The organism is Enterococcus sp. AZ163, assembly GCF_050498925.1.
Classification (GTDB): Bacteria; Bacillota; Bacilli; order Lactobacillales; family Enterococcaceae; genus Enterococcus_A; species Enterococcus_A ferrettii.
Genome location: NZ_JBIPAO010000001.1, coordinates 167225 through 190447, shown reverse-complemented (window position 1 = coordinate 190447; position 23223 = coordinate 167225). Strand labels below are relative to the sequence as shown.

The following is a 23223-nucleotide window of genomic DNA, read 5'->3' as shown; positions in this document are numbered from 1 at the left end:
AGGTTTCCTAACAATATGAATCACTCTTTCTTTAGTGTCGATTATGATCGAATAATGGTCGATTTTGACTTTTCAAGGCGTTTCACTTGGAAAATTTTATAGAATGAAGGACAAGGGGGCGATTTTGTGAAAAAAATATTAGTATTAGTAGGTGCAATTCTATTTCTTATTTCTCCAGTGATCAGTGAAGCCGCTACTTTGTCAGATAATGAAGATGTTAAAGTTTCAGAAAAGCTACAAATTAGTCCTAGGGGTGTTTACACGTATGTCTTTTCTTACGTACCACCTAAGACATTCAATGGCAGAACTCGTATATACTATGAGTACATTTCAAAAGATAAAATTTATATTGGATACTATCAATAGATTTATTACTATGATTATGTTTCTAGACAGTCCAATTATAGCACAGAAAAAGAGCGTAACCATTACGCAATAAAATAAAAAGCTTGAAAGGTTTTCTATGGTTTTGACCATTATACCTTTCAAGCTTTTTGTTTTTTCGGATCTATTCCTCCCCCGCATACTCCAATATATCCCCAGGTTGGCAATCCAGTACAGTACAGATTTTCTCCAGTGTGTTAAAACGAATCCCCTTAGCTTTACCTGTTTTTAGAATTGAGAGATTTGCTGGGGCGATGCCTATTTTTTTAGCTAGTTCGTTGGAGGACATTTTTCGATCTAGCATTACTCGGTCTAAATTAATTTTTATCATTGGCAACACCCCCTTTGCTTTATATAAAAGCATCACTTTCTTTTTTTAGACGCATTCCTTGCTGGAATACCATAGAGATTACATAAATCCCTAGAACCATCAAGGCACCTTTAAATAGATAAAGGACATTATTAGAAGAATCTTGGCTAAGCAGATTTATATGGTAGAGATTGTTAACTATGGATACTAAAATCTCAGCCAAGGTTGCTGAGCCATAGTAAATGAAGGTCTTTTTTATTAGCTTGAGATTGCGTTCGTCAAAATAAAGTTCCTCATTTAAGTTTTGCAACAGGTTGCGAATACAATTCAGGTAACTGATCATCAAAATTATACTAACAACACAAAAGACTATTAAGTAGAAAATGATGAAGGTAGGAGACAACGAGCTATGAGCGATCTCCATGTTTGATGTTAAGAGTTGAGAAAGTTCCTGTCGTGAATCAGTGAACGCGATAGCAATAAACGTAAACGTTAGGATGATTCCAAAAACAATCTGTAGAATCAAGCAAACGGAGGCCAACAAGCCTAAAATAAATCGTTCGTACTTTTTCATATTTTTCCTCCTTGTGATAATCAATTAAATAATTGATTGGTTTTCTCTTTTCAGCAGAATACCTTGTCTAAATACCATGTAGATAACATAAATTCCCATAAGAGTTAATAAGCTGTCAACAATTTGCAGCCAGTCAAGGGACTCTAAATAATAAGCGCCGGGAATCTGAACAATCTGAAATAGTTGATCGACGAATACTACACTGAAATTTGTTAGAGTATAAAGTGTGAAAAAGATCAACGTATATTTAATTAGCTTGAGATTCTTTTCTTCGAAATAAAACTTTTCATTAATGTTTTGCAGCAGGTGACGAATGCAATTAAGATACAGGAACATGAATAGGCCGCTTATTGATCCAAAAATGATTAAAGTAGTAGCATAGGTACGTTCGTCTAAGGAGCTGCGGCTTAGGTCAACGGCTCTCAAAACAACCTGAATGAATTCTTGACGGCTATCGGCAGAAGAGAGCAACGACCAAAGAATGATCAAGGAGAACAAAACGAGACTTGCTTGAACCATTAGCGTAAAAAGACTTAACAGACCGACGACAGCTGTAGAATTCTTGTTCATTTTAATCCATCCCCTTTATTATAGTATAAAACAGAAATCTTTTTATGTAAAACGATATTTTAATATCGTTTTACAATATCGAAAAGTTTTTGTTGAGTGTTGAGCCGTCACTTTTCATTTTAGGTTATAAAAAGAAGATAAGCGGTTCTTTTTTTGATTAATAACTGCCAAAAACTAAGAAAAGCGATGATTCTGATTAAAAAAGGGCCAATTCTGACTTTTTTGTTAATTTTCTATCAAAATGGTATAAAATAAATTGTACTTAGGAGACAAGAGGAAGTGGCGTCTGTTAATGGGTATAGTCAGTGTTTGGCGCTCTCATTATAAAGAACAACTTCCCCAGATTCGTATAATGACATTCAAACTATTCAAACGAACAAAATTATCCCCAGGAGTGTTTGACGTGTAGCTTTCTTCTCTGTCTCCTAAATTGTTTTAAAACAGAAAATTAGACTACAAGACTTTCTAACCGAAAGCGTCCAGGCAAAAATTGCTTGGACGTTTTTTTTTGCTTAAATCGAAAATGTTCAGGGTATGCTGAAAAATCTAGGTCGTGGTAAGATAGAAACAGAGGTGAGTCGTGTGAAAAAAACAAATCAAGCAACACCTGACCAAACGTTAGTAACTGAACAGGTGAAGATTCCTAAGAAGCTTCACGGGTTAACTGAAGCAGAGGTTAAAGAACGTACAGAAAAGGGTCAGGTGAATCAAAGTGAAGAGGATTTATTGAAGACAGATGGCCAGATTATTAAAGAGAATACGGTTAATGTCTTTAACCTGTTGAATTTGGTGTTAGCTCTTTTTGTTTTGTTGGTAGGTTCGCCGAAAAATACGTTGTTCTTTGGTGTTGTAATAATTAATACGCTGATCGGAGTCGTTCAAGAGCTGCGAGCGAAGCATACGATTGACAAGCTGTCGGTATTGGCGAAAGATCAGGTAACAGTTCTACGCAATGGAAAGCTGGAACGGATAGATCAGGAAGCCGTCGTTTTAGGGGATACGATTTTCTTGAAAAATGGGGATCAGGTGCCAGTGGATGGTCAAGTGTTGACCGGTGATGGGATCGAAGTGGATGAATCTCTACTGACTGGTGAAGCTGATCGTATTTTGAAGCAGCCGGAGGATCGGTTATATAGCGGAAGCTTTGTGACTGCGGGTCAAGCCTTCTATCAGGCAACGGCTGTGGGGGCGGATAATTTTGCCCAACGGTTGTCTAGTGAAGCGAAGAGCGAAACGGGAAATAGTTCTCAACTAACTAAGGTATTGAGTCGGATGATTACGGTATTGACAGTGGTCATTGTTCCAGTGGGCTTAGCGATGCTTTATTCGCAATACCAAGCCTCTTCCTCCATTCGTCAGGCTGTTTTAGGAACTGTAGCAGCATTAGTGAGTATGATACCAGAAGGACTAATGCTATTGACTAGTGTAGCATTTGCGGTTGGAGCTGCTAATCTGGCGCGGAAAAAGGTGCTGGTACAGGCTTTGCCGTCAATTGAAACGCTGGCTCGGGTGGATGTCATTTGTCTAGATAAAACGGGGACCATTACCGATGGCACCTTGCGTTTTGAAGAAAGTATTTTAGGTCAAGTAACAGAAGAGCGATTTAAAGTTATCATGGCTGCTTTGATGAAGAATTTGACCGATGATAATGCAACAGCTCAAGCGCTGCGGCAAGCATTTCAAGCGGAGAATGACTGGCAGATGGAAAAGATGATTCCTTTTTCTTCCGCTCGTAAGTGGAGTGGCGTGACTTTCAAGCATGAAGGCAGTTACGTTGTAGGTGCACCGGAATTTATTTTTTCAACAGTGCCAGAGAAGTTTCAACGGGAAATTGAACCCTATATGGCTCAAGGTCATCGAGTGTTGGCACTGGCTTCCTATCCAGATGTTTTGGGTGAAACTTTTGAAAAGGAGCCGCAATGGCTGGCTACCTTGATTATCTCTGATAATTTACGGGAAAATGCCCAAGAGACTTTTGGTTACTTTGTTAAGCAGGATGTCCAGCTGAAGGTAATCTCTGGCGACCACCCATTGACGGTGTCCAAAATTGCTCAAAAGGCTGGGATTCAACATGCTGAACATTATGTGGATATGTCTGAAATAGACGATTGGACCAATTATCGAGTGCTGGTGAAGGCTAACACTGTTTTCGGTCGGGTTTCGCCGTATCAGAAGCAGCGTTTGATTCAGGCTTTGCAGGATGAAGAGCATACGGTCTGTATGACAGGTGACGGTGTAAATGATGTACTGGCGTTGCGTCAGGCGGATATTGGTGTCGCAATGGCTAATGGAAGCAGCGCAGCGCGTGCAGCAGCGGATGTAATTCTTTTAGAATCGGATTTTAAACGGATGCAGGATGTTTTGAATGAAGGCCGCCGAGTGATTAACAACATTGAACGGGTTGCTTCGATGTATCTGGTCAAGACGATTTATTCGTTGATCTTAGCCGTGATTTTCATGTTCTTAGCGAGTCCGTATCCTTTTGCACCCATTCAATTGACACCAATCAATGCTTTGACGGTGGGGATACCTTCCTTCTTCTTGGCATTGAAGCCAAGTTACGAGCGTATCAAGGGAGATTTTTTGAACAATATTTTGCGGGTTTCAGTCCCTGGGGCGGTAACAGTAGTTTCAGCAGTCATGCTGATTCAGCTGGCAGGCCATTTGTTCCAGCTGCCCTTTAGTGCGACTTCCACCATGTCAGTGTTCTTGACCGGCTGTGTGGGACTACTGGTGCTGTATTTGGTTTCATTCCCTTTGGACAAGAAGAAAATTGCGTTGATTATTGTTTTGGCAGCAGCCTATTTCAGTTGTTTTATTATTTTTCGTCAGTTCTTCGATTTCGACGTGCTCTACAACCGAAATCTATTCTTTGTCCTGCCATTAACCTTGGGTGTCTATTGGTTATTTAGAGGGTTAGCGGCCGCGATGAATAAGTTAGTTGAATTACGGGTGCGTTGGCAGGCTTATCGCCGGAAGAAAAAACGGTCGCGGGTAATATAAGGAGGAGCCAGATGGAATTGGAAAAGTTAAGGGGACAGGTAATTGTTTCCTGTCAAGCGTTGGAGAATGAACCGTTGTACAGTTCGTTCATTATGAGTAAAATGGCGCTGGCTGCCAAGGAAGGCGGTGCAGTCGGTATTCGAGCCAATTCAGTGGCGGACATTACCGCTATTAAGCAGGAAGTGGATTTACCAGTAATCGGTCTCATTAAACGAGATTATTCGGATTCAGCAGTGTATATTACACCAACCATTCGGGAGGTAGAGGAATTACTAACAACCTCAGTCGAAATTGTTGCGCTGGATGCTACCAAGCAGGAGCGGCCCAATCGAGAGCAGCTGTCGGACTTATTGGCTCGGATTCATGAAGCTGATCGTTTGGCTATGGCGGATGTTTCTACTTTGGAGGAGGCAGTGTCTGCTGATAAAATGGGCTTTGATCTTGTTTCTACCACATTGGCTGGCTATACAGCGTATTCCCGTAAAACAGAAACACCAGATTTTGAACTGTTGGCGGAAATCGTTCAACAGGTGAAAGCACCGGTTATAATGGAAGGACATACTGATCGGCCCGAGCAAGTGACTAAGGCGTTAGAACTTGGAAGCTTTGCGGTAGTTGTAGGTTCAATTATCACACGTCCCCAAGTTATTACTCAAAAATATGTGGCTGCGGCCAAGAAATTTCAAGCTGAATAAAGAAAAATCACGGAAAAGGCTTTCTTTTCCGTGATTTTTGGTATAATAGACTAAAAGTAATCGAAGGAGGCTTTTCTCTATGGCATTAACAGCATTACAAAATGGTTCAGATATTCGCGGTATCGCTATTTCCGCAGAGGGTAAAACGAAAAATTTAGGAACAGAAGAAGTTGTATTGATTGCAAACGGTATCATGAATTGGTTGGACAATCAAGGTGTTGAAAGACCCTTCACGATCGGCTTAGGGTATGATAGCCGTCTGACTGGACCAGAATTAAAGCAGGCGATGATGGATACCTTCCAAGCTGCTGGAGTGAATGTTTTAGACTTTGAATTGGCCACTACACCGGCTTTATTTATGGCGACGCAATTTGCTGAATTTGATTGTGATGCAGGAATTATGCTGACAGCGAGCCATTTGCCTTATTACTTCAACGGAATTAAGATCTTCAGTAAATCCGGCGGTGCTGAAAAAGCAGATATTGCGTATATTTTAGAACACACTGAAGCGCAGCCAGCCGCAGAAGGCAGCATTAAAAAGGCCGACTTGATTTCGGCTTATGCAGCAGACATGGTGGAAAAGATACGTAAAGGAATCGGGTCAGACAACAAAAAACCATTAGCTGGCATGAAGATTGTAGTAGATGCTGGGAATGGTGCTGGTGGTTATTTTGCTAGTAAAGTCCTGGATGTATTAGGTGCTGACACAGCTGGTTCACAGTTTTTAGAACCAGATGGCAGCTTTCCGAACCATATTCCAAATCCAGACAACAAAGAGGCCATGGCTAGTATCAAGCAGGCTGTACTAGATAATCAGGCTGATTTAGGGGTAATCTTCGACACGGATGTAGATCGCTCAGCCATTGTTTCCAAAGATGGTCAAATCATCAACCGCAACAATTTAATTGCTGTATTGGCAGTGATTGTTTTAGCAGAGCAGCCTGGCAGTACCATTGTGACTAATTCGCCAACCTCTGATCATCTGAAACGTTTTATTGAGGAAAAAGGCGGAAAGCAATACCGCTATATTTCTGGCTATCGAAATGTTATCAATAAAGCGATTGAATTAAATGAAGAGGGCATTGATTGTCCATTAGCCATTGAAACCAGCAGTCATGCTGCCTTCAAGGAGAATTATTTCTTGGATGATGGTGCCTATGTGATTGCTAAGGTCTTAATGCTGCTGCCGAAGCTGCAGCAGGAAGGCCGCAAGTTAACTGACTTGATGGCTGAGCTGGAGCAGCCGGTCGAAACCTTGGAGATTCGTTATGAGATTGCTGGCGATGAGTATAAAGAAACGGGCCGCAAGATGATCGAGAACTTCCGTCAACACTTACCAGAAAAAGACGGTTTCACCGAAAATCCGGAAAACGATGAAGGCGTTCGTTTTTCAATCACCGATCCTCATGGCAAAGGCTGGATGCTGTTGCGTTTAAGCTTGCATGAACCATTATTGGTGATGCAGATTGAAAATGATCTGCCCGATCAAATTCAGAAGCAGTTACCGATTTATCGCGAACTGTTGGCTCAGGAAGCGCAGATTAATTTAACCAAATTGGATCAACAAATACAGTAAGTAGTTTGACTTGCATTTTTTCCTCCTTCGGCCGATGATGGTGCCAGAAGGAGGTTTTTTGATGAAAATTACCTTAAGCGAGGATGCCAAAGAACGAATTGCTCAGCAATTGGATCAACACAAATTGGTGCTATTAACCTTTGAAGATGGCGTAGGCGCATATTCCCAGCATGCCATGATTCATATGCAGACCCAATTTTCTATCAATATTATTAGCGACACCATGCCTAAAGAAGGATACGATGAAACGATTCCGACAAATTTAGTCGATTTTTGGATTAAGGGTTATTCAAAGGAGGACTTGCAGGAGAATATGCGAATTACCTTGAACTCTCGGTTAAGCACCTTTACTTTAACCGGTGATGGCGGTACGATTGATGATAATTTGGGCTTTATTGATTTTACAAAAAAGAGGTCTTAACTGACGTCTTTTTTCTTTTTTTTAGATTTGTTTGTTAGTATAGAGGAGAAAGGTGGAGGTATGAATGGCAAAGATTATGATCGTTGAGGATGAAGCAGTCATTCGTCAGTTGATCGGCGAAGAATTAACGAAATGGAATTTTGATGTGTTTGCGACAACTGACTTTAATGAAGTATTTGCAGATTTCGAACGAGAAGTCCCTCAGTTGATTTTATTAGATATTAATCTGCCGGTCTACGATGGTTATTATTGGTGTCAAAAAATTCGCGAGGTTTCGAAAGTACCGATCGTCTTTATCTCCTCTCGGAATACTAACATGGATCAGATTATGGCGATGAATATGGGTGCTGACGATTATATTACCAAGCCCTTTGAAGTGGATGTTTTAGTAGCGAAGATTAATGCCTTGCTGCGCCGTTCGTACAATTACGCAGAAGGCGGCGAGACCATGACTCACAATGGGATCACTCTTAACCTAGACAACAGCAGCATGGAAATTGGTGAAGAGGTAATTGATTTAAGCAAAAATGAATACCGTTTGCTTTACATATTGATGAAGCAGCATGGGAAAATTTTAAGCCGGGAAAAACTGCTGCGGGCCCTGTGGGATGATGAACGTTTCGTGGATGATAATACCTTGACTGTGAACATTAATCGTCTGCGTCGCAAAATTGAACAGGCGGGGATTCATGAGTATATTCAAACTAAAGTTGGCCAAGGCTACATTGTGCCGTAAAGGAGCAGGGAATGACATTTTTACGCTTTTTAAAAGATAAGCTGCCGATTTTTTTAGTCTGGATTCTTTTGAGTGCCTTGCTGGTCTTTATGGTTTGGTTAACCCCAGATTTACATGGTTTTATGGATAATTTAGGGTATTTACTATTGCTCCAATTGTTTTTGCTGCTGCTGTTCTTTGTGATTGACTACTACCGCAAGAAGGATTGGTTTCAGCAATTAGGTAAAAAGGAAGACTCCCTGCAGCAGTTCCTCGATGAAGCTGATACAGAAGAGGAAAAACTGGTGCAGGAATACATCAACCAGCAGGTTCATGAACACCACCAATTGATGCAGCAGATCATTAGTAATCAAAAAGATCAAAAGGACTATGTGGATTCGTGGATACATGAGATTAAGGTTCCTCTGGCAGCGGTCGGGTTGATTCTGCAGTCGATTGAGTATGATATTGATGATAAGAAATATACTCTGCTGCAAAATGAAGTGCAGAAAATTGATGAGTATGTGGAGCAGGTTTTGTATTATTCTCGTCTGGATGAATTCATTAATGACTATTTGATTCAGGAATATTCTTTAAAGAAGCTTATTCAGCCGGTGATTCGCACCCAAGCCAACTACTTCATTCAAAAGAACTTGCAGCTGGTTATGCCGGATGAGGATGCTCAGGTTTTAACCGATGGGAAATGGATTGCCTTTATTTTCCGCCAGTTGTTAAGCAATGCCCTCAAATATACTCCAGAAAACGGGAAAATTGAAGTAGTGATTACCCAGAAAAATGAAGGAGCTTATTTGCAGCTGAGGGATGAGGGGATTGGTATTCAGTCGGAGGATATGGGACGAATATTCGACAAAGGCTTTACAGGAGAAAACGGACGCAGTGCTGAACAGCATTCGACTGGTTTAGGCCTTTATCTGGCCAAGAAATTGGCTGAAAAATTGGGCGTTGAATTAACGGTGAAGTCGGAATGGGGCAAAGGAACCACAATGACCTTGTTTTTCCCTCGCTTGAATTACTATCAGGAAGGTCGCTAATAGACTTGTCAAACCTCGGTAATTTCTGATAAGCTGTCACATGAATCGTGCTGCCAATCCAACTTTTGGCACTCAGAAAGCTATATAAAATCTTCCCCTACAAATAGAAAAGAAACATGTAATTGAATCCATTAAAATGAACTAGGAGAAGATATGACAATTTTATTTGCGCTTGTTCCGATGTTTGCTTGGGGAAGCATAGCCTTGGTCAGCGGAAAATTGGGCGGGGATGCGAATCAGCAAACCTTAGGAATGACGATGGGGGCGTTTGTCTTTGCCCTTGTAACGTTTATGATTGTACGGCCAGCCGTTGAGTGGAAGACCTTGTTGATTGGCTTCCTATCAGGTGTCTTTTGGTGCATCGGGCAAAACAAACAGTTTCACGGAATGAAATACATCGGAGTATCAGTGGGTTTGCCGCTGTCTACCGGCTTTCAGTTGATTTTAAATACAATTGCTGGTGCGGTTTTTTTCCATGAGTGGACCAAGACTCGGGATTTCTTTTTAGGTTTTACTGCCTTGGCGCTTTTGGTTTTCGGGGCGTATCTTACTGCTCGACAGGACAGCGATTCTGGAATTAAAACCGATCATATGGTTTTAGATTTTGGCAAAGGCTTGCGAATGTTGCTTCTTTCGACTATCGGCTATGGTTCTTATACCATTCTTATTACTTGGGCAGGGCTTGACCCTTTAACGGTCATTTTTCCGCAGAGTATCGGGATGCTGGTTGGAGCAGGGGTGTTTGCTGTTGGTAAGACTACTATTAATAAATATGTTTGGCGCAATATACTCACAGGCCTGTTATGGGGAGCCGGCAATGTATGCATGCTGCTGACAGTACGATCAGTGGGGCTGGCAATTGGTTTTTCACTTTCTCAAATGGGCATTATCATTTCTACGTTAGGTGGAATTTTCTTTTTAGGTGAACACAAGACTAAGAAAGAAATGATCTACGTAGTGATCGGCTGTCTGCTGATTATTACTGGTGGTTTAGTACTAGGTTATATGAAAGCATAAGCAAAACCTGCTGCAAGATTCCAGTTGGAACTTTTGCAGCAGGTTTATTATTTTCTGCGAACGGGAATTTGAATCTCTGTCAGCCACTCTTCCATGGAGTCTTTATTCCAAATACCATCAATGTAGGATTCTCTCGGAAGATCAGCAATTTCATAATCGTTCTGATCGATGAAGGAAAGAATCGCCTGATAGCTTAAGGGCAGCTGCTCATAGGACCCTTTGTGCAAGGTGCAGACTGCATTTTCAACCTTGGGAATAACGGAAAATTCGAGGAAGGTATCCTCAGCTTTAGCGGCTGTCACCGCTTCGCAAATTTCTACCCGAACATCCTCTTCTTTATACTCGCCGTCTAAATAGCGGTTGAAGCAGTATTGCGGATTTGTGTAGCTGCACCCCAAGCGTTCCAGCTCCCGATCCATTTGCGGCATGTAATGGATTAATTCCCCATAGCTCGCAATTGTTAAGGTCATGGAGGCGATGGTAATTTCTGGCAAGGATTTTTCAATAATATCGTACTCTACCAGCTCTTCCTCGTCTGACAGGTAGCTTTCAATCACAGATAGCTCGCGAGTACGTTCAGCTATTTCTTCTAAAATTCGCTTCTTTTTCATTCGCAGCAGTTTGTCTTTGCCCACTCCTTGCTGGACTTTCCGGATCTCTTCCAAGGAAAAACCGATTTTCCGCAGGGCGATAATTTGATGAAGGTCCGGCAACTGACTAGCACTGTAGTAGCGGTAGCCGTTTTCAGGATCAACATAACGAGGAACCAGCAGCCCTTTTTCGTCATAGTGACGGAGAGCTTTGATGGTCACTTGATTCATTTGCGAAAATATTCCGACGCGATACAGATTTTCCTTTGATTCAACAAACATTTCTTTACTCCCATCTGAATGTTTTAGCTGAAACTAGTATACCAAGAATTCCGAAGATTAGCAGATAGAGCAGCGAGAATAGAGGCAGACTGTCGACTCCTTCTAAAGAAACAAGCTTCAGAAGCTGAATTCCTTGTGTGAGTGGCAGGATGCTAGCAAGTTTTTGCATCCCGTTTGGAAAAATCTCATAGGGAATCACTGCTCCTGACAAGAAAAGCATCGGGAAATAGACGAGGTTACACACCAGGTTTGCTTGTTTGATGGTTTTGCATAGACTAGCCATCATCATACCAATGCTGTACATAGAAAGCATAACTAAAAAGTAGCTGCCAATGAAGCCCAGCCAAGAACCAGGCATGCGATAATCTAAAACCAGCATGGCTACTAGCGTAACACCTAAAGCAGAAGCGAGTGCAGTTAAGACACAGACGGTTACGTGGACTCCTAATAACAGAAGCGGACTAGTGGGTGTGGTAAAAAAGTGCTTCAGAATTTTTTTGTCGCGGTAATCGGAGATAGTTAGAGGCAGACCCATGAAAGCAGTGGCACAAATACCGACTGTTGCCAGTGCTGGATAGCTGCTTTGCATAAAGGTATAACCTCCACCCCGTACCTGCTGATTACCAACTAGCATACTGATAAGCAGTAGGACTGCCATGGGCATGCCAATTCCGAAAAAGAGTCCATCAGGTGTTCGCAGAGATAATTTTCCTTCTACTCGCAAAACTGTTAAGTATTTTCTCATGCACTTTCCTCCATCTTCTGTAAGTAGTAGTCTTCTAAATTCAAGTAGTTTTCCTGCTGCTGCAATTGCTCTAAGTTCTGACGTTCGATAATCTGCCCTTTTTTCAAAAAGACCAATTCATCGCAAAGCTGCTCGGCCTCTTCTAAATAGTGGGTGGTTAAAAATATAGTTAAGCCTTGCTTCTTCAAGCTGTGTAAGATGCGCCAAACCTCCCGTCTGGCTTCAGTATCCAACCCAGTGGTCAATTCATCCAAGAAAACAATCTCGGGATTCGGCAGCAACGCCAAAACTAACGACAGTCGTTGTTTTTGTCCTCCTGATAAGCTATCTGCTCGTTGCTTCTGAAATTCACTCAAATCAAATTGTTCCAGAAGATCCCGGTAAGCCAGCGGTTCTCGATAGAGGGATGACATCTCCTGACAGAGTTCATCTACCCGGATATTGTTTTGAAAGTTCGAGGCCTGCAGCTGGACACCAACCTGTTCAAAGACTGTTTTTCGTTGCTTGCAAGCAGTTTGTCCCAGAATTAGAGCTTCACCGCTTTCTGGCTTCTTTAAGCCTAAAATACATTCAATTAAGGTTGTCTTGCCGGCTCCATTTGGCCCGAGCAGCCCAAAGACTGTTCCTTTCTTGACCTCCAGACTAACGTCCTTCAGTACTTGTTTGTTTCCAAACTGTTTGGATAAGTGATTTACAGTGATTATGCTCATTTCTTCGCCTCCTTGAAATAAGCATAATGTCTGCTCCAAGGGTAGAGTCAAGAGGGGGATTCGATGATTTAAGTAGTTAAAAATGAAATACGTTAGTGGTATAGGTACTAAATAGCATGAAGCTATGATTAGTTGAAGTATGAGAGGATAGGTTTTATAGCTAAATAAACTGCGAAAAGCTGGACTGACAGCTAACTCATTAGTAAGGGGTTCCTTTTTCCGAGTGCAGGAAAAAGGAAGTAGATTTTCGTACGCGTACCATTCTGCTAAACAGTTCTAAAGGTTATTTGGAATAAGATTCCTTTTTCGGTTTCTGAAATTATATTACTGCGAAAAGTAGAACTGGCAAAAAAACTAGCAGAAAGTAGCTTTCTGCTAGTTCAATGTTTATTTAGGTTTTGTGGTTAATTCCAACAATTTGCTTTTTAGTTCGTTTTCCATATGGTTGATTTCCAACTCAGCGGCTTGACGACGTTCTTTGCCTTCTTTTTGGATACGAAGTGTTTCTTCAAGTGTTTCAACCAAATCATTTTGGGTTTGCTGCAGGGTTTCGATATCAACGATTCCTCGTTCATTTTCCTTGGCTGTTTCGATTGTAGAAATTTTCAGCATTTCTGAATTTTTCTTCAACAGGTCATTGGTTGTTTCTGATACCTGACGTTGTGCCATGGCAGCATCTTTTTGACGTAATAATGTTAGAGCAATTGCCACTTGGTTTTTCCATAGTGGAATGGCCGTATTGATGGATGCTTGAATTTTTTCAGCCAATGCTTGGTTCGTATTTTGAATTAAACGAATCTGTGGTGCTTGTTGGATCGTAATTTGACGAGCCAATTTCAAGTCATAGGTCCGCTTGTCTAAACGATCCAAGAATTGCGTATAGTCGTTCACGATTTGGACATCCATTTGGTCGCCGCTGGCTTGTGCTTTTTCGCTAGCTTCAGGAATAGTTTCGAGCTTCAATTCCTCGATTTTCAATTCAGCTGCCGCGATATAAATGTTCAAGGCATCAAAATAATCCTTATTTTTCGTATAAAGCTGCTCCAACATTTGATTATCTTTTAATAGACCATCTTTTTCAGTATTCAGCTTCATCGCGATTTTATCGATTTGAGCACCGATCTTTTGGTATTTGGTAGTGATTTCATAAATAGACTGTTTTACTTTTCCGAAAACGCGTTGGAAAAGATTGCCTTCACCGACACGTAATTCATCTGGATTGGCTTCTTGCAGTCGGTACATCAACTGATTCAATGAATCACCAATCGGTCCAATGTCTTGTGCGGATACAGTGTTTAACATAGATTGAGAAAATTCGCTCAATTTAGTCTGGGCTGTTGCGCCATAGGTGATGACGGCTTGAGAATCATTTACATCAATTTTCTTGGCTAATTCACGAGCTTGGGCTTGGCGTTCTTCTGGCAGCTTATCGACTAAGCGGTCTGCTTGTTGTTGTTCCTGCAGATTTGAAATTTCTTGCTGCTGGACGGGTGTTAAGCTGTCAGTGCCAAATGGATTGCTTAACAAATCATCTAATGTGTCATTTACTGCTGGTTTGTTTTCCGGTTCCACCGTGGTTCCTCCTGTTCGAAAAAAATCTAGCTAGGCTAGATTTTTTATTCGCTAAATTGTTTTGACAGATCAGGATCTTTTTCGATGTTTTGTTTGGCAATTGAGATTTCGACATCCATGTCTTCTAAGTCGTTGGCAACGAATTGCTGATAATCTTTAACTACCAAAGCAGCCATTTGATCAATGATCTGTGCGCTTTCTTCTAGTTTACCATAAACTTCTTTCGACTTGACCTCATGATTGTTAATTTCGATATAATTATCGGTCAAATCACAAATGTTTGGCAAATGAGTGTAAAGAAATTGGCTGGCTTCGGGTAAGCGAGTGGGTTCCTTTACCAATTCTTTAAACAAAGCCTTGGCTGCCTTCAGCATATCGTGGCGCAAATCAATCGCTTTTAACTTCGCATTGTCCTTAATGTTGTTTTGCAGACGAACAATCTGGTTTTTTGATTGATTCATGGTTTCACGGAAAAGATCGATTTCACTATCCGTCATGCCAAGTTCGCGGTAATAGTCTTCCTTCTCTGAGCTGAGTATCGGCATTTCTTCCTTCTTCTGAACAGTTCGGCCCTTAATTCCCCGGTAAATTAAACGGATACCAGTGATAAGCAGTACTAATGTGACGAAATCGCCAAAATCACCTTCTAAAAAGCAGATGACCCCAATGATTATAATAATTATCGGGAATATTTTCTTTCGCATAATGATCCTCCTAATCTAGTAAGTAAAGCGGGTATCTAATGCATTAATTTTTCACGTATTACCTTACACGGACATCATAGCACGAAATTCTATAGAATTAGTATCGGACCAAAGATGGATTTTTTAGATTTAGAAAAAACATAATAATTATCTATGATACAATAAGTCCAAAGTCCGTTGTGTCATTCAAACCAACGAAGTATCCTTAAAGAAGAAAGGTGAAGACATGTTAGAATATAAAGATTTTGAAGAAAAGACCATTCAACGCAAAGAGATTTTTAAAGGCAAAATCATTGAGGTCGTAGTAGACGATGTTACTCTGCCAATGGGTGGCGAGGCAAAACGTGAATTAGTCTTTCATCATGGCGGGGTAGGAATCATTCCTATCACGAAAGAGAATAAAATGATCATGGTAAAACAATTCCGTAAACCATTAGAAAAAGTAGTTCTGGAAATTCCTGCGGGTAAGATTGACCCTGGTGAAGGACAGCAGCCGGGAAAAACGGCCCGCCGCGAATTGGAAGAAGAGACCGGCTACCGGGCTGAAAAGCTGGACTATGTAGCAGAAATGTATCTGTCACCTGGTTTTTCAAATGAAAAGCTCTACATATACTTAGGACAACAGCTGGAAAAAGTCGAAAATCCTCGTCCACAGGATGATGATGAAGTACTGGAATTGTATGAATTGACCTTAGAAGAAGCACATCAAGCTATTACAGATGGATTAATTTGTGACGCTAAAACCATCTACGCCGTTCAGTATTGGGAATTAGTGCAAGTTAAACAAGGAGAGGATCAGAAATGAGTCAATCGCCTCTGGTGACGCGAACAGAATTGCGAAAACGCAAAGAAGCTCAGGAACGCTTGGCTGAGCAGCAAAAAGCGGAAGCAGAAAAGGCTTATGCGAAAAAGCAGAAAGAAATCAGCAGCGTGTATCGCAAAGAGATAAAGAAAAACAAACCTTTGGAGAAAACTCGCAGCGGTGAAAAGGAACGCCAACGAGAGCGCAGCACCTTTTTGAATAAAGCTATTTTGATAGTTGTGGTATTATTAGTAATTGTAATGCTAGCAGTTTTCTTCATCTAGGATTCTACTTAAATAACGAAGTATGCCAGTTCTACTTTTTCCAGTAGTTCAACGTACGAAGAGCAGTCAAGAAACTACGAGAAATAAAGCTACGATTACCTAGTAGAATGGTATGCGAACGCAGAATAAAAGGTATTTTCGTAGAAAACTACCTAACCTTAATACGAAGTAGCTGCCAGTTCTACTTTTTCCAGTAGTAAGGCACACGAAAACAGCTAAGGGAAATTAAAGAAAGAACCACTTAGTAGAATGGTATGCGAACAGAGGATCAAAGGTATTTTCATAGAAAATTACCAACCTTAATACGAAGTAGCAGGAGGAATTCAAATGAAAATCGGTATCATTGGTGCCATGGATCAAGAAGTAAAAATTTTACGGGAACAACTGGAAGCGCCATTGTCCTGGGAACGTGCGGGAGCACTGTTTATTTCTGGTACAATCGGCAAGCATGAAGTGATTGTAGTCCGTTCAGGAATCGGTAAAGTAGCTGCATCATTGACAACTAGCCTGTTGATTCAGCAGTATGGCGTCAATATGGTAATCAATACCGGTTCAGCTGGCGGAATTGGTGCAGGCTTGCAAGTCGGAGATTTAGTTATTTCTGAAAAACTAGCCTACTTTGATGTGGATGCTACAGGCTTTGGCTATAAACCAGGCCAACTACCTGGCGGAATGCCGTTGTATTTCGAAGCTAGCCGCTATTTATTAGACAACATGACTAAGGCAGCAGAAAATACTGCTCATCATGTGAAGAAGGGCCTGATTGTAACTGGTGACACGTTTGTGGATGATCCAGCGAAAATTAACGGAATCCTAGCCAACTTCCCAGATGCTTTAGCTTGCGAGATGGAAGGGGCAGCGATTGCTCAAACAGCACAGCAGTTTGAGATTCCTTTCTTAGTGGTTCGAGCAATTAGTGATACTGCTGACCATCAAGCGACCCAAAGCTTTGATGATTTTATTGATGAAGCGGGTAAACGTTCCGCTGAAATGGTGGTTGAGTTTGTTCGTATTTTAAAATAGGGAGGCTCTTTTATGCGCGCACTGCTTTCGATTGATTATACCTATGATTTTGTTGCAACAGATGGAAAATTGACCACTGGTGAAGCAGGCCAAGCAGTTGAACCAGAATTGGTTTCTTTAACCAAAAATTATTTTAATCGTGGTGATTTTATAGTCTTTGCGATCGATGGACATGATCCTAACGATCAGTTTCATCCGGAAAATAAATTGTTCCCACCTCATAATGTTATCGGCACAGAAGGTCGAGCATTATATGGTTCCTTGGCTGATTTTTATCAGGCCAATCAAGCAGCAAAAAATGTTTACTGGATTGACAAACGTCATTACTCTGCTTTTAGCGGGACAGATTTAGACATTCGCTTGCGAGAACGAGGAATTACTGAGCTGTGTTTAGCAGGTGTATGTACCGACATTTGTGTGTTGCATACCGCAGTTGATGCCTACAACTTAGGGTACAAGCTGATCGTTCCTGAAAAAGCAGTCGCAAGCTTTGATCCTGTAGGGCATGAATGGGCGTTAAGCCACTTCAAAAATACCCTAGGAGCAACCATAATTTAAGCAGCTAGAAAAATAGGAGTAGTCAAAAGGGTGATATCAAGCTCTTTTGGCTGCTTTTTTGACTATTCGATTTTCAAGGAACGCAAGCAAATTAAACGTTTGGCGGATCAGGTGGTGCCTCACGACCTTTGGCTCTATTTTTGCGACGTATTCGCCATGAGAATTTTTCTTTGGTTAGTGTATAAGCACTAGCGATTGTCGGAGCAATGTTTTTTTGTTTTGAGCCGTTACTGTTTGCAGGGCGAGGGGATGTTTGAACTTCTGGTTCATTTTCCACCGATTGCAAATGTTGATTAAGTGCTGTTTGTGCTTGACTGTGAACGTACGTAGGAGCTGGTAGATCAATGACCGCAGCTGGCTCACCAAACAACTTCCCTCCTTCAAAAATAGGAGTTTCAATTGTTTCTACGTATTTGGCTTTGACAACTTTTTGGAACAAGCCGACGCCATCTTTTTCAAACAACCCTAAGCTGGCTAGCAGCTCTAGCGATTCTTTTATTTCTTCTGCTGATTTAGTAGTATCTGGCTCTTTAAAAGACCAGATGTGCTTGTTGCCTTCACTGTTCAGGAAGGTGGTGACTAAGCTGATCATAGTATTTTTCCTTTCATTTTTTTCGACTAAAGGGACGGACAAGGTGTCTATTTTCAAGGAATGGCTTCCTCGTTTGGACGGAATTTGGCAATTTGTGAGCTAAGCAAGGCTGTAGCTTTTTCGACAAACTTCTTAATTGGAAATAGCTTCAACCCTAGCTTGCGCAGTTCACTAGTTTCAAAATAATCCTTGAATAGTAGAAGAAGTGCTTCATGGTACGGGTAGCTTTTGTTCGCAAAAATAAGTGACGAACGAGATCTTTTAGCACTAAAGCAAATTCTTTTGCTCCCAGCTGATGACGTACCTGTAAAGCAAGTATCAGCTTCACCGTTGTTGTTCCGTCTTGCGTCTCTTGATAGTGATCCAAAATTCGAGTTTCTAAGGTTTCAAGCTTTAAATTAAAAAGCTGATGATGAGTAAAGGGTTGTTCTGTCATGTTGATTTCCTCCGTTTTGATTATTAATTATTTCGCTGATTTTTTTAGTTATAGCTTTCTCAAAATCTATGGGAATTTGAGCTTTTTTTGTTCGATTCGGCCGATGACTAGAAGTTAAATGAATAACAAAAAAATGTAAAGAGCAGTTATACGCCATAAATTGCACTTATAGACCGTATTAATTTTTATAAATCCCGGTTTAATAAGGTTTTCATTTTTTGAATTCTTTTCTTTTTGCGATTTTATGGCGTATAAGTACTAAAAAAATTTTTTAATAAAATGACCAAATAACCAGTATTTTTTGTGGGAAATATAGGTATAAAGAGCGCTATTAAAGGATTTTCGTTTGTTGAAATGTGATACGTTTGATTTGGAATAAATTCAAAACAACTGATTTTTCCGTTTTAAAATAACGAATTACTGGATGAGGCTGTTTGTTTTTTCGCCGGCTAAACGAACAAACAGCTGCTGTTCCTTTTTCCAAAATTCTTCGTTTCAGTTTTTACTGCTCCCCGCTGACTGAAGAATAGTAGAATAACAAAGCCGATGCAAATGGGCTACTTTGTAAAAACCCCCTCTACTTTGCAAGCTTTTGATCAGGAATACTATAAAATCAAGCTTCTCAAAAATGTTCTTGCAAAGTGGAGGGGGATTAGGAAAGTTTTCTTTGCATGCGTTTGATGAGAATTCTGTTTGGATAAGTAGAGAAAAGCCTATGTTATGCGGTTTGCTGGGGTCTCTAAAATGAGAAAATTTTAGAGCGTGAGAAAAGAATAACAAGCTCTTCGGGATCTCTGGTAATAAGGAGCGGGATAACTTTGCCTGCATTATTTGCATAAATTTGATTCAAGGCTTATAGTGAAAAAGACTTTATTATGGAGATGAACACGTTATGTTGGATTATTTAGTGATTGCGGTGTTTGCCTTTTTTGGCGGATCGCTGCGGTATTGGATCGGCCTCATTTTGCCAAAGATAGATGGTTTTCCACTAGGCACTTTAGTGGCTAATCTGATTGGTTGTTTTATATTTAGCTGGCTGGTGAAGCATATTTTAGATGATATGGATGTTTCTGCCCGTCTAATTTTAGGCCTAGGAGTTGGTTTTTGTGGAGCCTTAACGACCTTTTCGTCTTTTGCCTTAGATACGATGCAGCTAATACAGGCCGGAAGCTGGGGCTTGGCCTTTTTATATCTCGTATTGTCCTTTGTTGGTGGGATTGCAGTGACCTATATTGGCGAAGCGATCTATCGTAAAGGAGGGCAGGCAGACTTATGATTAATTCACTATTAGTTGGAAGCGGGGCAGCTTTAGGGGCGATGCTGCGCTTTACCTTGAACAATTATTTTGAAGCCCAAACGAAGCGTTTGCCTCGCTCTACCTTTTTTATCAATTTAACCGGCAGCTTTTTGCTGGGAATTTTTTTTGGTATCCATCTTTCGTCTTCTTGGTATCTTTTTTTAGGAACCGGTGTGATGGGGGGCTACACAACCTTCTCTACCTTCAATTTTGAGGTGTTGGTTTTATGGAAAAATGATCGGTCGATGTTTTATCGCTACTTGTTAGGCTCTTATGGACTAGGACTATTATGCAGTTTTCTAGGCTTAATGGTCGGAAGCATGCTTTAAAAAGGGAGAAAAACGATGATTGTTTTAATTACCGGAGCTTCTCATACAGGAAAAACGCTCTTGGCCCAGCAATTATTGGAGAAATACCACTATCCTTATTTGTCGCTGGATTTACTCAAGATGGGACTAATTCGCAGTGGAAATACAGAATTAACACCAGAAGATGATGAGGAACTGAAGGATTATCTTTGGCCGATTGCCTGTGAAATGATCAAGACCGCAATTGAGAATCAGCAGCATCTAATTGTTGAAGGCCTGTATATTCCCTTTGACTGGGAGCAGGATTTTGTTGCAGATTATTTAACTGAGATAAAATTTTATTGTTTAATTATGAGTGAAGCCTATATTGAGCAGCATTTTGATGAAATAAAGCAATATGCCAATGCTATTGAGCAGCGGCTAGACGATTCTACTTTGAGAAAAACTTCGGTACTTGAAGAGAATGCGTATTATTTGGCGATGTGTCAGCAACACAAATGCAACTTTCTGCTGATTGACGACAGCTATCAATTGGAGATTGAACGATAAGAAAGACAGGATCTGATGTAAAATTCAGATCCTGTCTTTTTTCTGTTGGATTTCATGAGTACAGAGAAGGCAAAAATCTCTATAAGGAAGATTTTTTTAGAATGAAATGAAATTTATTTCATTGTAAGAAATAAAAAACAAAAAAGTGTTGACTTTTTTTAGGAAGGGCATTATGCTTTATTCAAGAAATAAATTTCTGATTGAGAAATAAATTTCAGTGAAAGGAGTAAAAAATGAATATTCTATTTACAGCCGAATATGATGAATTCCTTATCGAAGAAGTGAAAGAGTTGGGGAACGTGAATATCCAAGGATGGGCTAAGGGGATTGGGAAACTCTCCGAGGAAGAATTACTTCCATTGGTTGGCAATGTGGAGGTGATTGTAACTAGCTACGATGATATTACTAAAGCAATTATCGATGCGGCCCCAAACTTACAACTCATCTTTTGTACCAGAGCAACACCGGTCAATGTGGATGTTGCATATGCACGAGAGAAAGAAATCAAGGTTCTATTCACACCGGGAAGGAATTCTGATTCTACTGCAGAACTGACAATTGGTCTGATGTTATCAATTGCCCGAAACATTCCTTTTGCCCATGAACAGCTCAAAAAAGGAAATTACACCAGAAGCAGCGATACAGATAATCAAGCAAAAGAAGGTTTGAAACGAGATGTAGTTTGGGGTGTTGGGCCTCAAAGTCCTTATGTTGTCTTTAAAGGGGTAGAGTTGAAGGGCAGAACTTTAGGGATTATCGGTTATGGAAGTATTGGTCGAAGAGTAGCTTCCATTGCACGTGGCTTCGGGATGCGGATTCTGGTTTTTGATCCTTATGTTTCAAACATCGATGTGGACACCTTGCTTACAGAAAAGGTCGGGATCGATGAATTATTGACGGAATCAGATTTTATCTCAGTTCATTTGAAGGTTTCAAAGGAGACGGAAAATTTCATTGATAAGTCTGCTTTTGCAAAAATGAAAGAGTCAGCCTATTTTATCAACTGCTCAAGAGCAGCGGTGGTGAATGAAATGGATTTAATCGAGGCATTGAGAATGAAGCAAATTGCTGGTGCTGGTTTGGATGTTTTTTCGACAGAGCCGATTCCAGAGAAGCATCCATTTATTCAGGAACTGGATAATGTGGTGATTACGCCGCATATTGCTGGAGCAACAACTGATGTCTTAACGAACCATACGAAGATGATCATCCAAGAATTAGATCGGTTTAAAAAAGAAGAGCCACTTCTTTATGAATATAAATAGTAGGAGGAGAACATGAGAAATTTCCAGTATTACAGTCCAACGAAAGTAATTTTTGGCAGAGGACAGTATTCTTGCTTAGGGGAAAATGCTCGTCAGTTCGGCCAACGAGCGTTGTTAGTCGAGATCGAAGGGCCACTAAAGGAGCTAGGTGTTTTCCAACAAGCAATTGATTCGATGAAAGCAAAAGGCATGACAGTTTTTGAGCTAGGCGGTGTAACAGCGAACCCTCATTTGACTGTGGTTGATGAAGGAATCAAGTTAGCCAAAGAAAAAAAGGTGGATGTGATTGTAGCGGTTGGCGGAGGAAGTTCAATTGATACGGCAAAGGCGATTAGTCTTGGTGCAGCAAGTGAGACAGATATTTGGGACTATTTCACAGCGAGCAAGCAAGCGAGAGAAAAAAAGCCGGTCATAGCAGTTTCGACAATTGCTGCTTCGGGATCTGAAATGAGCTGCCATTGTATTTTGACGAATGATCGCAGCGCGAACAAAGCGGATTGGAAAAAGTGGGCGCTGCATGATGAACTATTATTTCCAGAAATTGCGATCGTAGACGCTGAACTGGTGAAGACCGTTCCTAAACGTCTAACGGCAGCGGGAATGGCAGATATTAATTCTCACGTTCTAGAAGGCTATTTCGACGATCAAGTGACGAATAATGATTTGGGCGATTATTTAGCTGAGAGTGTGGTATGTACGATTTTAGAAAATGATAGCGTTTTAGAAAAATTAGATGATATCGATGCCCGCGAGAATATCAGCTGGGCAGCAACCTTGGCGATGAATGGGATCGCTGACTGCGGACGAGATATGAAAGGATTTCCTTGCCATTGGATTCAGCATGCGGTAGGAGCAATGACCAACTCCTCTCATGGTGAAGGTCTTGCCGTAATTGAACCAGCCTGGTTGAAAAATGAGCTTAGGAAAGATCCAAAAAAATTTCTTCGTTTCAATCAAAACGTCCTACATCTAGAACGCCGAGACGCGATGAGTGATGAAGAATATGCAGAAGTCGGCATTAATCACTTAAGAAAAATCTATGATGAGTGGGGCTTGCCATCAACGTTAAGAGAGCTAGGTGTAACGAAAGCAATGATCCCTAAAATTATCGAAGAGATCATGAACAACAATGAAGCCTATGAATTTGATCCAAAAGATATCCAAATAACTTTAGAAAGTTGCTATTAAA

At 40.8% G+C, this 23223-nt stretch carries 26 protein-coding genes and 1 pseudogene; 17 read left to right on the top strand and 10 right to left on the bottom strand.

Annotation, left to right across the window (positions count from 1 at the left end; translation table 11 throughout):
• The first annotated feature begins 126 nt into the window (after nucleotides 1-126).
• Nucleotides 127-366 carry a hypothetical protein gene (locus IGI46_RS00935; RefSeq protein WP_429964485.1) on the top strand — a complete coding sequence of 80 codons (240 nt, stop codon included), beginning with the start codon at nucleotides 127-129 and terminating at the stop codon, nucleotides 364-366.
• Nucleotides 367-508: 142 nt separating this feature from the next.
• Here the strand turns inward: IGI46_RS00935 and IGI46_RS00930 are convergent, their stop codons facing one another.
• The 3 genes from IGI46_RS00930 to IGI46_RS00920 are packed head-to-tail and all read right to left on the bottom strand — an operon-like array spanning nucleotide 509 to nucleotide 1838.
• Nucleotides 509-721 (bottom strand): helix-turn-helix domain-containing protein, encoded by a 213-nt coding sequence (locus tag IGI46_RS00930; protein WP_429964992.1) that lies wholly within the window; start codon nucleotides 719-721, stop codon nucleotides 509-511.
• Between the two features lie 13 nt (nucleotides 722-734).
• Nucleotides 735-1268, bottom strand: coding sequence for a DUF2975 domain-containing protein (locus tag IGI46_RS00925; RefSeq protein WP_429964484.1), 534 nt, complete (start codon nucleotides 1266-1268; stop codon nucleotides 735-737).
• A 24-nt stretch (nucleotides 1269-1292) separates the two neighbouring features.
• Nucleotides 1293-1838 (bottom strand): DUF2975 domain-containing protein, encoded by a 546-nt coding sequence (locus tag IGI46_RS00920; RefSeq protein WP_429964483.1) that lies wholly within the window; start codon nucleotides 1836-1838, stop codon nucleotides 1293-1295.
• 534 nt (nucleotides 1839-2372) lie between these two features.
• On the opposite strand from IGI46_RS00920, the gene IGI46_RS00915 reads away from it, so the two are divergent.
• The 7 genes from IGI46_RS00915 (at nucleotide 2373) to IGI46_RS00885 (ending at nucleotide 10317) form a co-directional block, all read left to right on the top strand.
• Nucleotides 2373-4841, top strand: a complete 2469-nt coding sequence (locus tag IGI46_RS00915) for an HAD-IC family P-type ATPase (RefSeq protein WP_429972674.1) — start codon at nucleotides 2373-2375, stop codon at nucleotides 4839-4841.
• Nucleotides 4842-4852: 11 nt separating this feature from the next.
• Complete coding sequence (locus IGI46_RS00910; RefSeq protein WP_429964481.1) at nucleotides 4853-5536, top strand: N-acetylmannosamine-6-phosphate 2-epimerase; 684 nt, start codon at nucleotides 4853-4855, stop codon at nucleotides 5534-5536.
• Between the two features lie 79 nt (nucleotides 5537-5615).
• The gene (locus tag IGI46_RS00905) at nucleotides 5616-7112 is read left to right on the top strand and encodes a phosphomannomutase/phosphoglucomutase (protein WP_429972673.1); all 1497 of its coding nucleotides are present in this window, start codon (nucleotides 5616-5618) and stop codon (nucleotides 7110-7112) included.
• A gap of 61 nt (nucleotides 7113-7173) precedes the next feature.
• A complete protein-coding gene (locus IGI46_RS00900; RefSeq protein WP_207702802.1) occupies nucleotides 7174-7533 on the top strand; it encodes an iron-sulfur cluster biosynthesis family protein in 360 nt (119 codons plus the stop codon).
• Nucleotides 7534-7597: 64 nt separating this feature from the next.
• Nucleotides 7598-8269, top strand: coding sequence for a two-component system response regulator SapR (gene sapR, locus IGI46_RS00895; protein WP_207702803.1), 672 nt, complete (start codon nucleotides 7598-7600; stop codon nucleotides 8267-8269).
• Nucleotides 8270-8280: 11 nt separating this feature from the next.
• Complete coding sequence (gene sapS, locus IGI46_RS00890) at nucleotides 8281-9300, top strand: two-component system sensor histidine kinase SapS (protein ID WP_429964479.1); 1020 nt, start codon at nucleotides 8281-8283, stop codon at nucleotides 9298-9300.
• 153 nt (nucleotides 9301-9453) lie between these two features.
• Complete coding sequence (locus tag IGI46_RS00885; protein ID WP_429964478.1) at nucleotides 9454-10317, top strand: GRP family sugar transporter; 864 nt, start codon at nucleotides 9454-9456, stop codon at nucleotides 10315-10317.
• 47 nt (nucleotides 10318-10364) lie between these two features.
• Here IGI46_RS00885 and IGI46_RS00880 read toward each other — a convergent pair whose 3' ends face one another.
• From IGI46_RS00880 to IGI46_RS00860, 5 genes are all read right to left on the bottom strand, one after another.
• The gene (locus tag IGI46_RS00880; RefSeq protein WP_429964477.1) at nucleotides 10365-11189 is read right to left on the bottom strand and encodes a MerR family transcriptional regulator; all 825 of its coding nucleotides are present in this window, start codon (nucleotides 11187-11189) and stop codon (nucleotides 10365-10367) included.
• 4 nt (nucleotides 11190-11193) lie between these two features.
• Nucleotides 11194-11934 carry an ABC transporter permease gene (locus IGI46_RS00875; RefSeq protein WP_429972672.1) on the bottom strand — a complete coding sequence of 247 codons (741 nt, stop codon included), beginning with the start codon at nucleotides 11932-11934 and terminating at the stop codon, nucleotides 11194-11196.
• Nucleotides 11931-12644: an ABC transporter ATP-binding protein gene (locus tag IGI46_RS00870; RefSeq protein ID WP_429964475.1), complete on the bottom strand. Its 714-nt coding sequence runs from the start codon at nucleotides 12642-12644 to the stop codon at nucleotides 11931-11933. Before IGI46_RS00870 ends, IGI46_RS00875 begins: the two co-directional genes overlap by 4 nt.
• 387 nt (nucleotides 12645-13031) lie before the next feature.
• On the bottom strand, nucleotides 13032-14216 hold the full coding sequence (locus IGI46_RS00865) for a toxic anion resistance protein (RefSeq protein ID WP_207702809.1): 1185 nt from the start codon (nucleotides 14214-14216) through the stop codon (nucleotides 13032-13034).
• Between the two features lie 44 nt (nucleotides 14217-14260).
• Entirely contained in the window at nucleotides 14261-14920 is a 660-nt protein-coding gene (locus tag IGI46_RS00860) for a 5-bromo-4-chloroindolyl phosphate hydrolysis family protein (protein ID WP_429964474.1), read from the bottom strand.
• Between the two features lie 226 nt (nucleotides 14921-15146).
• Between IGI46_RS00860 and IGI46_RS00855 the strand changes: the two genes are divergently transcribed.
• From IGI46_RS00855 to IGI46_RS00840, 4 genes are all read left to right on the top strand, one after another.
• Nucleotides 15147-15725, top strand: a complete 579-nt coding sequence (locus IGI46_RS00855; protein ID WP_429964473.1) for an NUDIX hydrolase — start codon at nucleotides 15147-15149, stop codon at nucleotides 15723-15725.
• Nucleotides 15722-16006: a cell wall synthase accessory phosphoprotein MacP gene (gene macP, locus IGI46_RS00850; RefSeq protein ID WP_207702812.1), complete on the top strand. Its 285-nt coding sequence runs from the start codon at nucleotides 15722-15724 to the stop codon at nucleotides 16004-16006. Before IGI46_RS00855 ends, macP begins: the two co-directional genes overlap by 4 nt.
• Before the next feature lie 327 nt (nucleotides 16007-16333).
• The gene (locus IGI46_RS00845) at nucleotides 16334-17029 is read left to right on the top strand and encodes a 5'-methylthioadenosine/adenosylhomocysteine nucleosidase (protein WP_429972671.1); all 696 of its coding nucleotides are present in this window, start codon (nucleotides 16334-16336) and stop codon (nucleotides 17027-17029) included.
• Between the two features lie 12 nt (nucleotides 17030-17041).
• Nucleotides 17042-17587, top strand: coding sequence for a cysteine hydrolase family protein (locus IGI46_RS00840; RefSeq protein WP_429964471.1), 546 nt, complete (start codon nucleotides 17042-17044; stop codon nucleotides 17585-17587).
• A gap of 91 nt (nucleotides 17588-17678) precedes the next feature.
• On the opposite strand, the gene IGI46_RS00835 is transcribed toward IGI46_RS00840, so the two are convergent.
• Together IGI46_RS00835 and IGI46_RS00830 are read right to left on the bottom strand one after the other, a co-directional pair.
• Nucleotides 17679-18179 carry a DUF2922 domain-containing protein gene (locus IGI46_RS00835; protein WP_429964470.1) on the bottom strand — a complete coding sequence of 167 codons (501 nt, stop codon included), beginning with the start codon at nucleotides 18177-18179 and terminating at the stop codon, nucleotides 17679-17681.
• 53 nt (nucleotides 18180-18232) lie between these two features.
• Nucleotides 18233-18615 (bottom strand): annotated as a pseudogene (locus tag IGI46_RS00830) (hypothetical protein).
• An 892-nt stretch (nucleotides 18616-19507) separates the two neighbouring features.
• On the opposite strand from IGI46_RS00830, the gene crcB (IGI46_RS00825) reads away from it, so the two are divergent.
• The 5 genes from crcB (IGI46_RS00825) (at nucleotide 19508) to IGI46_RS00805 (ending at nucleotide 23222) form a co-directional block, all read left to right on the top strand.
• A complete protein-coding gene (gene crcB, locus IGI46_RS00825) occupies nucleotides 19508-19891 on the top strand; it encodes a fluoride efflux transporter CrcB (protein WP_429972670.1) in 384 nt (127 codons plus the stop codon).
• Nucleotides 19888-20241 carry a fluoride efflux transporter CrcB gene (crcB, locus tag IGI46_RS00820; protein ID WP_429964468.1) on the top strand — a complete coding sequence of 118 codons (354 nt, stop codon included), beginning with the start codon at nucleotides 19888-19890 and terminating at the stop codon, nucleotides 20239-20241. Before crcB (IGI46_RS00825) ends, crcB (IGI46_RS00820) begins: the two co-directional genes overlap by 4 nt.
• 15 nt (nucleotides 20242-20256) lie before the next feature.
• The gene (locus IGI46_RS00815; RefSeq protein WP_429972669.1) at nucleotides 20257-20769 is read left to right on the top strand and encodes an adenylate kinase; all 513 of its coding nucleotides are present in this window, start codon (nucleotides 20257-20259) and stop codon (nucleotides 20767-20769) included.
• Between the two features lie 233 nt (nucleotides 20770-21002).
• The gene (locus IGI46_RS00810; RefSeq protein WP_429972668.1) at nucleotides 21003-22034 is read left to right on the top strand and encodes a 2-hydroxyacid dehydrogenase; all 1032 of its coding nucleotides are present in this window, start codon (nucleotides 21003-21005) and stop codon (nucleotides 22032-22034) included.
• Between the two features lie 12 nt (nucleotides 22035-22046).
• A complete protein-coding gene (locus tag IGI46_RS00805) occupies nucleotides 22047-23222 on the top strand; it encodes an iron-containing alcohol dehydrogenase (protein WP_429972667.1) in 1176 nt (391 codons plus the stop codon).
• Nucleotide 23223 lies beyond the last annotated feature (1 nt).

Bases quoted from the DNA above. Each gene is read 5' to 3' on its own strand.
- IGI46_RS00925 (WP_429964484.1), bottom strand. From the start codon at position 1,268: ATGAAAAAGTACGAACGATTTATTTTAGGCTTGTTGGCCTCCGTTTGC.
- IGI46_RS00920 (WP_429964483.1), bottom strand. From the start codon at position 1,838: ATGAACAAGAATTCTACAGCTGTCGTCGGTCTGTTAAGTCTTTTTACG.
- IGI46_RS00915 (WP_429972674.1), top strand. From the start codon at position 2,373: ATGCTGAAAAATCTAGGTCGTGGTAAGATAGAAACAGAGGTGAGTCGT.
- IGI46_RS00910 (WP_429964481.1), top strand. From the start codon at position 4,853: ATGGAATTGGAAAAGTTAAGGGGACAGGTAATTGTTTCCTGTCAAGCG.
- IGI46_RS00905 (WP_429972673.1), top strand. From the start codon at position 5,616: ATGGCATTAACAGCATTACAAAATGGTTCAGATATTCGCGGTATCGCT.
- IGI46_RS00900 (WP_207702802.1), top strand. From the start codon at position 7,174: ATGAAAATTACCTTAAGCGAGGATGCCAAAGAACGAATTGCTCAGCAA.
- sapR (WP_207702803.1), top strand. From the start codon at position 7,598: ATGGCAAAGATTATGATCGTTGAGGATGAAGCAGTCATTCGTCAGTTG.
- sapS (WP_429964479.1), top strand. From the start codon at position 8,281: ATGACATTTTTACGCTTTTTAAAAGATAAGCTGCCGATTTTTTTAGTC.
- IGI46_RS00885 (WP_429964478.1), top strand. From the start codon at position 9,454: ATGACAATTTTATTTGCGCTTGTTCCGATGTTTGCTTGGGGAAGCATA.
- IGI46_RS00880 (WP_429964477.1), bottom strand. From the start codon at position 11,189: ATGTTTGTTGAATCAAAGGAAAATCTGTATCGCGTCGGAATATTTTCG.
- IGI46_RS00875 (WP_429972672.1), bottom strand. From the start codon at position 11,934: ATGAGAAAATACTTAACAGTTTTGCGAGTAGAAGGAAAATTATCTCTG.
- IGI46_RS00870 (WP_429964475.1), bottom strand. From the start codon at position 12,644: ATGAGCATAATCACTGTAAATCACTTATCCAAACAGTTTGGAAACAAA.
- IGI46_RS00860 (WP_429964474.1), bottom strand. From the start codon at position 14,920: ATGCGAAAGAAAATATTCCCGATAATTATTATAATCATTGGGGTCATC.
- IGI46_RS00855 (WP_429964473.1), top strand. From the start codon at position 15,147: ATGTTAGAATATAAAGATTTTGAAGAAAAGACCATTCAACGCAAAGAG.
- macP (WP_207702812.1), top strand. From the start codon at position 15,722: ATGAGTCAATCGCCTCTGGTGACGCGAACAGAATTGCGAAAACGCAAA.
- IGI46_RS00845 (WP_429972671.1), top strand. From the start codon at position 16,334: ATGAAAATCGGTATCATTGGTGCCATGGATCAAGAAGTAAAAATTTTA.
- IGI46_RS00840 (WP_429964471.1), top strand. From the start codon at position 17,042: ATGCGCGCACTGCTTTCGATTGATTATACCTATGATTTTGTTGCAACA.
- IGI46_RS00835 (WP_429964470.1), bottom strand. From the start codon at position 18,179: ATGATCAGCTTAGTCACCACCTTCCTGAACAGTGAAGGCAACAAGCAC.
- crcB (WP_429972670.1), top strand. From the start codon at position 19,508: ATGTTGGATTATTTAGTGATTGCGGTGTTTGCCTTTTTTGGCGGATCG.
- crcB (WP_429964468.1), top strand. From the start codon at position 19,888: ATGATTAATTCACTATTAGTTGGAAGCGGGGCAGCTTTAGGGGCGATG.
- IGI46_RS00815 (WP_429972669.1), top strand. From the start codon at position 20,257: ATGATTGTTTTAATTACCGGAGCTTCTCATACAGGAAAAACGCTCTTG.
- IGI46_RS00810 (WP_429972668.1), top strand. From the start codon at position 21,003: ATGAATATTCTATTTACAGCCGAATATGATGAATTCCTTATCGAAGAA.
- IGI46_RS00805 (WP_429972667.1), top strand. From the start codon at position 22,047: ATGAGAAATTTCCAGTATTACAGTCCAACGAAAGTAATTTTTGGCAGA.